Raw genomic sequence first — 11,574 nt, 5'->3', positions numbered from 1 at the left:
GGTGGCAGACAAGCTGCTCACGTTGCACTAACCAGCCTACACGTCCAATACGGCGCAGATTGGCCTCCGGGAATGCGTCGAGAAGGTCACCATGGGACGGGACGGCGTCTGGGTTGCACATAGCAGGGTGTCCCTTTGGCGGGTGGTGCACTTGATCGCCACCGTGCAGCTGACGGATTCCCGGGGGCGTTCGACAGTGACCCTCTCCCAGGATTCTGGACTGTTTGGAAGTGGAATTTCCGGCCTGATCGAAGCTGAGGACTGCGTGGAGGGGCATGCGGTAAAGAGGAGCCGCTTTACCGAGAAGCAAGAGGTTTGCCGCAAGATGGGCGTGGGCGACGCGACGCTCTATAGCTGGCGCAAGAAGTATGGCGCCTCAACCTCTTAGAGCTGCGGCGCCTGCGCCGGCTCGACGAGAAGAATCGCAAGCTCAAGCAGCTGGTCGCCGATCTGAGCCTCGACAAGGCGATGCTTCAGGACGTGCTGGGAAAAAAATCCTTACGCCCACACGGAAGCGGGCACTCGTGGCTGAACTGGGGGTGAACCGCCCCGACTATTCCGGAGACCGTTTGTTGTGAGTCAGGCCGCCTGGGCCGACTGGGTGAGTTGCTCGTAGTATTCGGCTTCGATGTCCGCCGGCGGCCGGTTGCCGATGGACTCCATGATGCGGCGGTTGTTGTACCACTCCACCCATTCCAGCGTGGCGAACCCCACGCGCTCCAGATCCGGCCATGGGCCGCGGTGACGGATCACCTCGGTCTTGTAGAGGCCATTGATGCTCTCGGCGAGGGCGTTGTCATAGGAGTCCCCCACGCTGCCCACGGACGGCCCGGGGTTGATTCTGCGGAGTCACAATGGCAATGCTAACCATCTACGAAACTAGGGGCATACCAACCATTTGCCGTCGTAAAGCTGGCGCGGGATTGCCGTTAACTGGGTTGGCGCTGAGGCGGTGTCCCGTGTCACGCTGCACAATCTTTTGCCGCCCTATTACCATTTGTTGCGTGAGCTTATTTCTTGGTGGGAACCGACAAAAGAAATGCGTAATGTTATCATTGACGTACTGCTGCACGAGTTGACCCGATGCCGACCGACTTTTCAATATGGAGCGACAAGGAAGAAGAGGATGTCGGCGCGGGGTGCCTGGTGACGATTACCGCCGCCGGAAACGTTTTGGACGTCGCACCGCCGCTTCTAGCGAAAATGGTGCCGCACCACTATGCGTCACCCGAACGTCTCGCCCGCCTTTTGGAGCGGTTGGGCAAGTCTGCGGCGGCCGGCTATGTACGAGAGCGTTTACCAACGACCAGGACTGCACGTTCGGGTGACCTTGGTGAGATACTGGCAGCGGAATACATAGATGCGGAGACAGCTTACTCCGTCCCTATTAAACGTCTCCGCTGGAAGGATCACCGAAATATGGCCCTCCGGGGAGACGATGTTATCGCTATCAAGCCGCCCGCCGAAGACGAGCCAATACGATTTCTGAAGACTGAGGCCAAGAGCCGCGCGGCACTCGATGCGGACACCGTTGCGGAAGCGCGTGAGGCTCTTGACTCTCATGACGGCCTGCCGTCGCCCCATGCGCTCGGCTTCATTTCCGATCGCTTACATGAAACGGGCAATACCGCTCTCGGCGACCTGATAGACCGCGCACAGCTCAATGACGGCATTTCTTCCCGCCAAGTAGGGCATATGCTCTTCACGTTCAGCGGCAACTCGCCTCACAGGCTCTTATCTAATGACCTCGGAGCATACGGAGGCGCAGTGTCGCAGCAGGCCATTGGCTTGAGAGTTGAGCCCCACCAGCAGCTGATCGCTGCCGTTTACAATCTCGTCGAGGCCGAGCATGACCCCTGAAGAGCTATCGGAAGCGATCCAGCACGCAGTGGCGTCTGGTTTCCGCGACGACCTTCTTGCGAAAGGACAGGCCCGCGCGATGATCTGGCGAGACGGTGTGCTTCCGGAGGGGGCTCCCCGCTTCCCGCGCAACCTCTCCTACGATTTATATTCTTACGGCTATACCCTACTGCTGATGGCGTTGCGGCTACGAGAGCAGGGCGGCGACCAGCTCCTTGCACGCTCAGCCTTCGAACATGCCGGCGAGGCCATAGAAGCCGTCATTAGCAATGGTCCGCCGGACGACACAGAGCGTGGATTCCACAGACTATTGGCGGCTGTCGCGTTTCATCTTGGGCGTTACTCGGCGCGGGCTTTTTCCCTGCTCAACGTTTCTCTTGACGAGCAAAACTTGTCACCAATGGAACAGGCGCTCGCCCGTCTTATTCTTCGCTCGCTAGACCGTCTCGACCGCGATGTTTTCAACTGGCTGGCTGACCAAGCCCTCTCTGATGCCACTCTCGTCGACAAACTCGGGGAAGCCGTTGGCGGCCAAGTCGCACAAGACAAGGGCGATACTTATGCGGAGACGCTCGACGACATACTCACCGACAATTATCTCCGCGCATTGTCGATGTTCATCTTCGCGTTGGAGACCGGCATTTTCGAACTCACTCAACAAGCCCGCGCGGCGCTCCAGGAAGGGCAGTCTGTTGCCGGAGAAATGAACCTCGTACCCCAATGGTGGTGCTACCGCGTTACGATCCATCTAATCGACGATCTTTGGTCGTCTAGCTTCCATTCCGTCCTGCCTTCCGGCATCCTTGGAGGCAACGCCCAGGCATGGGCCGACCTCCGCGAATTGTTCATAGCTACGCTAACCAAACGCCGGCGCGCCGAGGTCGAACTTTGGCCGTCTCAGACCGAGGCGGCCACGCGTGCTGTAGATACTGACGACGATCTAGTCCTATCATTGCCGACCAGTGCGGGCAAAACGCGCATCGCGGAACTCTGCATACTGCGATGTCTTGCGGCCGGTAAGCGGACCGTATATGTCACGCCCCTCCGTGCGCTCTCCGCGCAAACGGAAGGTGGACTTACACAGACTTTTGCGCCGCTCGGGCGGTCTGTCACCGCCCTGTATGGAAGCATGGGTGCAAGCAGATTCGATGAGGACGCCCTAAAGAGTCGCGACATTGTCGTCGCCACGCCTGAAAAGCTGGACTTCGCTCTGAGAAATGACCCTTCACTCCTTGACGATATTGGGCTCATCGTCCTGGATGAAGGACACATGATCGGTCTCGGAGACAGGGAGGTTCGCTATGAAGTTCAGATCCAGCGGCTGCTAAAGCGCGACGATGCGGACCAGCGCCGTATCGTATGCCTGTCTGCAATCCTGCCCGACGGAGAGCAGTTTGACGACTTCGTTGCGTGGCTACGTCGCGACAAGGAGGGAGGGGCGGTTAAATCCAAATGGCGGCCAACCCGGCTTCGCTTCGGCGAGATCATCTGGCAAGGGGACCGTGCGTGGCTGAACCTACGTGTTGGCAATGAGCGCCCCTTCGTGCCCTCGTTCCTCACAGCCAGTATTCCCCCTATCGGAAGGCGTAGGAGACCGTTTCCTGGCGACCAGCGAGAGTTCGTTCTCGCTACGGCATGGCGACTCATGGAAGAAGGCCAGACCGTTCTAATATATTGCCCGCAGAAGAATTCGGTTGAGCCGTATGCCAAGGCGATAGTCGACCTGCATCGACGAGGTGCATTGACTTCCGCTCTGAGGGCGGACGAAGACCGACTTAATACCGCTCTAGCCGTTGGCCGCGAATGGTTTGGTGCAGACCACCCCATTCTGCAATGCTTGCAAATCGGTGTTGCCATTCACCACGGTGCACTCCCTACACCGTACCGCAAAGAGGTCGAACGGCTACTTCGGGACGGCATCCTAACTATTACTGTATCGTCACCGACTCTTTCACAAGGTCTAAATCTCACGGCCACGTCCCTCGTCATTTCTTCACTTCATCGCGCGGGGTCAATAATCCCTGCACCAGAATTTAAGAATGTCGCCGGACGCGCCGGTCGTGCATTTGTTGACGTTGAAGGGCTCGTTGTCTTTCCGATCTTCGATAGACATGCTCATCGTCAACGTCAGTGGGAAGCACTTATTCACGATGCAGCAGGCCGACAGATGGAAAGCGGCTTAGTGCACCTAGTATTTGAGCTACTTTCCAGACTCAATACCGCACTAGGAAAGCCGGACATCGGTGAATTTACGGACTATATCGTGAACAACGCTGCGGCATGGGCTTTCCCGGAGATGGACGACGAGAGCGAAGACGACCGGAAAACTGCCCTCCGCGAGTGGACGAAACATCTTGAATATCTTGATGGCGCTATCCTCGGCCTTGTCGGTGACGATGAAGCGGACGCGGATCAGATAGCGGTTGCGCTCGACCGCCTTCTCGCGTCTTCTCTATGGTCACGCCGCCTGCGGCGCCATGAAGAAGCCGTACAGCGACTCTTCGAAGCTGCTTTGGCTAGCCGCGCCCGCCAAATCTGGAACGGGAGTACCCCTATACAACGAAAGGCGTATTATCTTGCCGGTATTGGTTGGTCCACCGGACAGCAGCTCGATGACATAGCGCCCCAAGCTAACGAACTCCTCATTCAAGCGAACGGCGCCATTCTCAATGACGATAGCGACGATGCCTTACAATCCATGACCCGTCTCGCAGAGCTAGTCTTTCAGATCACCCCATTCATTCCCGACAAGTTGCCTGAAGACTGGCGGGATATTCTCTGTGTTTGGCTTCGGGGACAACCTCTGACTGACCTTCACGATGAGAATGGCACTGACACACTAAAATTCGTTGAAGACGCGCTTGTGTACCGCCTTCCATGGGCCATCGACGCGGTACGCGTTCGCGCGCTGGCTCACCGCGATTCTGTGGGCGACTTTATGTTTGAGGACTTCGAGGCGGGTCTCGCGGGACCGGCGCTGGAGACTGGAACGCTCAACAAATCAGCTGCGATTTTGATGCAGGCCGGGTTTACGTCACGGCTGGCAGCTATCAAGGCCGTCACTGACACGAATGCGGCGTTTTCCAACAGCCGCGACATGACACGATGGCTTGAATCAAATGAAGTGCGGAGGCTAACGTCGACTGGAGGCTGGCCGACACCAGGAACGGTTGAGCTATGGCGAGACTTCATCGAACGGCAAAAGCCCCCAGAGTCCATCGTTTGGTCTCGACAGCAAATTTCCCGCGACGTCGTCTGGGATGCCGGGATAGTTCCGCCCGGACATGAGCAGCCGCTAAGGGTTCAGCGGCTTGAGACGGGTGAATACGGGCTCTATTCCGCAGATTACGATCGTCTCGGACGACTCGCATCGCCACTACCCGACGACGCGACCGGCATGCTCCTCGGCCGCATGGAAGCGGACACCCAGAACGTTGTCAATCTCACATATTTGGGTCCCGGTCAGCTGACCTGAGTTCGCACGCCTCGGACTCTCGCAGACACTGGAGAAGGCGTTCTGGGGCTTGGGTGCGTACCACATGTCAACGCCGGCTGCGGTATCTTGAGGAGGAGCAGTGACGGCGGCTACGCCGACATACGAGTTTCGCAGGTGGCCCCAGCATCCGCCTTCCAGACCAACACCAGGAAAACCGGTGATGAAAATGTTCCCTTGGGCCTTTGTTAAGCTAGCGGTGCATGGCCGGGCCAGACTTCAGCGATAAAACCAGACGAACCGCGGCGGAGCGCGTAGGCTATTGCTGCTCGCTTTGTGGCACCCCCACTCAGGGACCGCACCACAACCCCGAGAAGGCCATGTCCATCGGCGAGGCCGCGCACGTCCGTGGACGGAAGCCGGGTGCTCCGCGGTTCGATCACGATATGTCCGATTCCGAGCGCAGGAGTATCGAGAACGCCCTCTGGCTTTGCCGAAACTGTCACGGAAAGATCGACAAGGATGACGCTCCCTACAGCGTCGAGAAGCTGTACGAAGTCCGCCGGAAAGCGGAGGAGCAAGCGCGACTGCGCCAGGGAGTTCCCGACAGTCTGCCCGCGGCGCCTCTACTGAATCACCTGCCACAGTGTTGGTGCCACGAGACCACGAACGACGAGACATTCGTGCGCCGATCCGCCGAGTCTCAGACGATTGGCGAGTGGCTCGGCGACAGTGCGGTGCGCATTGTGTCCATCATCGGCATCGGCGGGGCGGGGAAAACCGCACTCGTCGGCCATTGGCTGCGAATGGAGACGGTCGAGTGCCATCGCGCGGTACGAGGCCTGTTCTATTGGAGCTTCTACGTCAACAAGGATGTCGATAACTTCCTGAGGCGCCTGCTCCGGTTTGTGGAGGAGGTGGACCCCACCCAGGATTTCCACCTGGACCGCGACGATCCGCTTGCCATCCTTGAAAGGCGCTTCACCAAGCTCCCGCCATTGATTCTGGTCCTCGATGGCCTGGAGGTGCTGCAAGAGGCGGTTTCGGAGGGAAAGGCGTACGGCACCTTCATCGACGCTAAGCTCCGCGACTTCTTGCAGCTAGTGGCCTATGTCGGTTCGCCGTGGTTGTGCGTCATCACAAGCCGGTTCCCCATCACCGATCTTGAGCGCACCCCGGGCGCGAAGGCGCTGCGGCTGGATCGGCTAACACTTGAGGAGGGCGCGCAACTCCTCGCGCACAACGGCGTCCTTGGTACAGACGCGGATCGCCGCGAGGTTACGCAGTACCTCGAAGGCCATCCGCTGGTTCTTCGGGTGTTCGCAGCATCAATCCCCCGCGAGCGCCGAATTACGCCGCGCCAACATTTGCTTCACGTCTTCCACGATGGAGACGCGAACGACCCCTTCCGCGACAAGCTGGAACGTCTGCTTAACTTCTACTCGGCATCCCTGGACGATCACCAGCGCGCGATTCTTCAGGGACTGTCGATCTTCCGATCGCCGGTGCCCAAGTCGACCCTCGAAATCATCGCACCTGTTCTCGTCGGCGAAAGGGTGGTGCAGGAGAGAGAGGCGTTTGCGCTGGTGGTGGATCTCAACCGACTAGCAACGAGCGGTCTCGTGGTGCGAGACCGACGGGGATCCGAGGACGTCTACGCCTGCCACCCAATTGTCCGCGACCACTTTCGCCTTGTTCTGCTCGCCGAAGGGGGGAAGTCACAGGCCGCAGTCGACATGCTGACATCGCGCCCAGACGATCTTGGGATCGAGGGGGCAAGCACAATCGAGCCTCTGCTGCTTGCCTGCGAAGCGCTCCTGCTCGCCAGAGATACCCGCGGCGCATTCGAGATCTACCTAACTCGGTTTGGGAAGGGCCGCGTATTCCTCACCAGGGGACTGCCTCGCGAAGGCAAGCGATTTTACGACGCCGTTCTCGCCGTATCGGCCATACCGACACTATTGGGCCGCGGCCGTGACTTGGATCGGGCGCATTTTCGCAATGGGGCGATCTACTTCGACATACTACTTGGCGAGTATGCCGACGCGGCCGACCTAATTCAGGACGAACTCGGCCACGCGGCGGGCTCCCGCACCGCCTCCCCGCATCTACACGCGGCGCGGCTGGCGTTTTGCCAGGGTGAGTACGCCAGTGCTGTCGACTCGGCGGACGCCGCCATCCGCGCGAAGCTACAGGGCGGAGCTCGCGCGCTCCTTCACGCGCAGGGGCTCTATTTGCGGCTCAAGTCCCTGCTCGCGCTTGGTCTCGACACCTAGGCGCAAGCGACGAGTCACGAGCTAGACGAACTTCGCGGGTCACTGGATTCGGCCGACGGCCAGGTCCTTATCCATCTAGCGCATCTTTGGCTTGCCATTCACGGGCAACTTGGCGGGGGCCGGCGGGCGGCCAAAGAAGTCCGTGGCCTAGTGTCGTCGATAGACGAGGATTTCCTCGTTCTCGAGGCGCAGGTCCTTGTAGCGCATTGGCATGCCAGAGAAGGGCGGCAGGAAGGCATTGCCCAGCACTTACTTGATGCCGTATACGAGCATTCCGTCGCTCAAAGCTACCCGTACCCGATGATCTGGGCGCAGATTACGCGGCAGTATCTCGCGCACCGCAGCGGCACAGCAGGTAACGATGACGTCCTGCACCAAGCGGCGACCTTGGCAGAAGCCAATGGCATGCTGGGGCTACGTCTTCAGGCCCTCTGGGTGCGCCGCTGGATCGCCAATGCCGTCGGCGGTGATGAGGCGAACGACCCCGAGGTCGAGTATCTGATCGACCGCAGCGGCTACTCTACTGTCGACCGTTTCTTTGGCTTCAGACCACAATAGGTGTGCCGTGAGGCACTGCAAGCTCGCGGGCCTAGGCCGGTTTCACGGCTTGAGTGTAGTGTTCGGATAGGCGTTGCGGTCAGGCAGGATACGTTGGAGACGGCAATCATGCTTCCCGTTCTCCCCCACGTTTCCCGCAACCCCACTGCAAGGCGGAGTTGTGGCTGGCCTTGCTGGCAGCGCACAATCTACTCTCCGCGCTCTGGGACGCCGCATTTGATGCCGGACCTATTTCCTTTGATGAAGGCGGGCAGTTATTGCGGTCCCCCGAGCTGACCGATGTTGCCCAAGCAGCCCTCAGTTTTCCCGGATAGATCGAACTCACGGGCAAGCATCACGTGTATCTGGCGTGGCATCGAAGCCAGATCTTCAGAGATGGCTCGGACTGACGTTTCTCTTGGGCCGCGATCCGACGAGAGGGAAGCAGAGCAAAGGCGGCACACATCGTGGCGGATTTGCTCCTGGTTGAGCGGCGGCGCTGCGAGCGTCGGCACCACTGCGGTCTTCGTGGGATCTGCCGGACCCGCGAAATTGAGCGCGAATGGGAAGCGAATAGCTATGATCACGATCAAGATTAATCAAGAGGAACGGCAGCTCGACGCTCTCGACGAGCGGTGGATTAATCAGCAGATCAACCGCCGACGTCGTGAAGAGCAAGCGGTATGCGTTAGGGTTAGGGAAACACTGATTTATTGGCTCCCGGCTGTACCGGCCGGGCCTGCGGGCTGGGATAATGCGCCAAGGCCCTGTGTGATGAGACGGTAACCGATGCAGACGAGCTTCTCGGATCTGGAGTACGCCGCCAAGAAGAAGGTCACCCGCCGGGACCGGTTCCTCGCGGAGATCGAATCTATCACCCCTTGGGCGACGCTGGTTGCCGAGCTTGAGCCGTACTATCCCTATGGTGGCGGTCGTGGGCGTCCGCCGATCGGCCTGGAGCGCATGCTTCGGATGTACGTCGCCCAGCAGTGCTTCGGGCTCTCCGACGAGGGCATCGAGGATGCGATCTACGACAGCCAGGCGATCCGGCGGTTTGTGGGCATCGACCTTGCGCGGGAGGCGGCGCCGGATGCGACCACGCTGTTGAAGTTCCGCCGGCTCCTGGAGCGCCACGGGCTCACCCGGCGGATCTTCGAGGCGATCAACGCCCACCTCGCCGAGCAGGGGTTGATGCTGCGCGAGGGCACCATCGTCGATGCCACCCTCATCGCCGCACCGCCGTCGACGAAGAACAGGGACAAGGCTCGCGACCCCGAGATGCATCAGACGAAGAAAGGCAAGCAGTACTACTTCGGCATGAAGGCGCATATCGGCGTGGACGCCGGCTCGGGGCTGGTGCACTCGATGGTGGCCACGGCGGCGAACACCGCGGACATTACCCAGGCGCACTACCTGCTCCACGGCGCGGAGCAACACGCCTTCGGCGACTCGGCCTATCAGGGCGTGAGCAAGCGCGCCGAACACCGTGGCAGCACGACGAAGTGGCATGTGGCCATGAAGCGCGGCGCGCGCCGGGCGCTCGGCGACGACGAGACCGGCCAGGCCCTGCAGGCCTGCGAGCTCATCAAGGCGAGGATCCGTGCCTACGTCGAGCATCCGTTTCACGTCCTCAAGAAGCGGTTCGGCCACCGCAAGGTGCGCTACCGCGGCATCGCGAAGAACGAGACGCAGTTGTATGCGCTGTTCGGCCTGGCGAATCTGCTGCTGGCTCGTCGACGATTGGGTGCCGTCCCAGGGGGAGGTGCGTGTTGAGACCGCAGAAAAGCGCTCCACATGAGCAATACGGCGGCATTTTGCCGGCGAGCAGCAACACAGGCCGCCTCGAAAGGCCGCGAATCGCGCCTTCTAACGGCATCGGCCACGTCGAAATCAAGGAAAACCGCATTATTTCAGTGCTTCCTTAGGGTCCGTACGGACCGGCTGGAGCCCATGCTGTCCACCCCCACTTGCGGCGGGGCCGGGGGAGGTCGGCCGCCCAGACCGGAGTAGAAGCGCATTTTGGACCTGTGGAACGAACGAGGCCTGAATCGGGCCGACTTCACGGGCGGTAACGTCGTTGCCTTTCTCAAGCAACTCGCGGATCTGACCTAAACGCGTTGAGGAACCGGCATGGTTAAGCTGTTCTTTTCCTACTCTCATAAGGACGAAGAACTCCGTAATGAGCTCGAGACGCACCTGGCGCTTCTCCAGCGCCAGGGCGTTATCTCGTCGTGGCACGATCGGAGAATTACCGCTGGGGGCGATATCCACGGGTCCGTCAGTAATCATCTGGAGGACTCGTGGATTGTCCTTCTCTTGGTGAGCGCCAACTTCCTCGCGTCCGATTATTGTTACGAGAAGGAGATGACGCGTGCTTTGGAAAAGCACGAGGAGGGGACGGCTGTGGTGATCCCGGTCATCCTGCACCCGTGCGACTGGCACTCCGCACCGTTCGGGAGATTACGGGCAACACCGACAGATGGAAAGCCGGTATCTATGCACGCAAACCAGCACGAGGCTTTGGCGATCATCGCCCGGGACGTGCGAGAGGCAGCGAATGGTTTCGACGGAGATACGGAATCGTCTCCAATGCTGGCGCAGGGGGGCGTAGACGCTGACAGCCGCACCTCGGGCCCGCGCTCAACCAATCTGCGAATCAAGCGCCAGTTCGACGACCATGAGCGCGACGAGTTCCTCGAAGACACCTACGAGTACATTGCTCGCTTCTTCTCTGGTTCGCTTGAGGAACTCGCGGCGAGAGACCCCCAGATCAAGACACGCTTCAAGCGAACGACGGACACCAGTTTCTCCGCTGCGATCTACGAGAACGGCAACCGCGTCGCCCAGTGTGCGATCTGGAACGGTGGAGGAGACCGGTACGGCCTGGGCGGTATCGCCTTTTCGCACTCGGGCGAGGGGGAACGGAACAGTTTCAATGAACAGCTCACCGTCACGGACGATGGCTACACGCTTCAGCTGAAGCCCTTGGGAATGCAGTTCCATGACGGATCGAGGGACAAGGCGCTGTCCCAGCAGGGAGCAGCCGAGTATTACTGGGAGTTGCTTATCCGACCGCTGCAGCACTGAGAAGAAGAGTACGCCGCCAGCGTCTGTCCAACCGACGGCTGTCCCGAGGGACGTCCTTATCCGGCAACAAGGCCCGGATAAAGCCGCCTGACTCAGTACCTTAGCGAGTTTCACCCGTCTGGAAAAATTTCATCTGAAACCGGATCCTACACAAGCGCGATCAGGTAGTGCGATACTTATGACGTGATTTAACATAATATACATTACACGCAATTATGGATGCGTTAGGCGCGTGTGGCGCCGTCCGCCGGTCAAGGTAATCTGCCCTGGGCCTTCTGATCTTCCCGTGGGCCTATTCCGGCAACGGGATGTAGTCGTACTCGTCGCCGACGACCTTGGGAAAGGTCTGCGCTCTCCACTCGGCCTTGGCCTGTTCGATGC

The 11,574-nt window shown here is 59.7% G+C and carries 6 protein-coding genes and 2 pseudogenes; 7 read left to right on the top strand and 1 reads right to left on the bottom strand.

Annotated elements, in window-relative coordinates; genetic code table 11:
* Positions 1 to 91 precede the first annotated feature (91 nt).
* Positions 92 to 346: pseudogene (locus G7A99_RS25955) on the top strand (hypothetical protein); the annotation flags it as partial.
* 233 nt (positions 347 to 579) lie between these two features.
* Here the strand turns inward: G7A99_RS25955 and G7A99_RS12700 are convergent.
* Positions 580 to 828 (bottom strand): annotated as a pseudogene (locus G7A99_RS12700) (integrase core domain-containing protein); the annotation flags it as partial.
* A 255-nt stretch (positions 829 to 1,083) separates the two neighbouring features.
* On the opposite strand from G7A99_RS12700, the gene G7A99_RS12695 reads away from it, so the two are divergent.
* From G7A99_RS12695 to G7A99_RS12670, 6 genes are all read left to right on the top strand, one after another.
* The gene (locus G7A99_RS12695) at positions 1,084 to 1,860 is read left to right on the top strand and encodes a Hachiman antiphage defense system protein HamA (RefSeq protein WP_163140670.1); all 777 of its coding nucleotides are present in this window, start codon (positions 1,084 to 1,086) and stop codon (positions 1,858 to 1,860) included.
* The gene (locus G7A99_RS12690) at positions 1,850 to 5,335 is read left to right on the top strand and encodes a DEAD/DEAH box helicase (RefSeq protein ID WP_163140668.1); all 3,486 of its coding nucleotides are present in this window, start codon (positions 1,850 to 1,852) and stop codon (positions 5,333 to 5,335) included. Before G7A99_RS12695 ends, G7A99_RS12690 begins: the two co-directional genes overlap by 11 nt.
* A 338-nt stretch (positions 5,336 to 5,673) precedes the next feature.
* Positions 5,674 to 7,569: a hypothetical protein gene (locus tag G7A99_RS12685; protein ID WP_163140666.1), complete on the top strand. Its 1,896-nt coding sequence runs from the start codon at positions 5,674 to 5,676 to the stop codon at positions 7,567 to 7,569.
* Positions 7,570 to 7,719: 150 nt separating this feature from the next.
* Positions 7,720 to 8,127, top strand: coding sequence for a hypothetical protein (locus G7A99_RS12680; RefSeq protein ID WP_163140664.1), 408 nt, complete (start codon positions 7,720 to 7,722; stop codon positions 8,125 to 8,127).
* Between the two features lie 768 nt (positions 8,128 to 8,895).
* Positions 8,896 to 9,879, top strand: a complete 984-nt coding sequence (locus G7A99_RS12675; RefSeq protein WP_163140662.1) for an IS5 family transposase — start codon at positions 8,896 to 8,898, stop codon at positions 9,877 to 9,879.
* Positions 9,880 to 10,236: 357 nt separating this feature from the next.
* On the top strand, positions 10,237 to 11,193 hold the full coding sequence (locus G7A99_RS12670) for a TIR domain-containing protein (protein WP_163140659.1): 957 nt from the start codon (positions 10,237 to 10,239) through the stop codon (positions 11,191 to 11,193).
* Positions 11,194 to 11,574 lie beyond the last annotated feature (381 nt).

The organism is Arhodomonas sp. KWT, assembly GCF_010993615.1.
The sequence above is the reverse complement of the archived record's forward strand: the minus strand, read 5'-3'. Positions and strand labels throughout refer to the sequence as shown.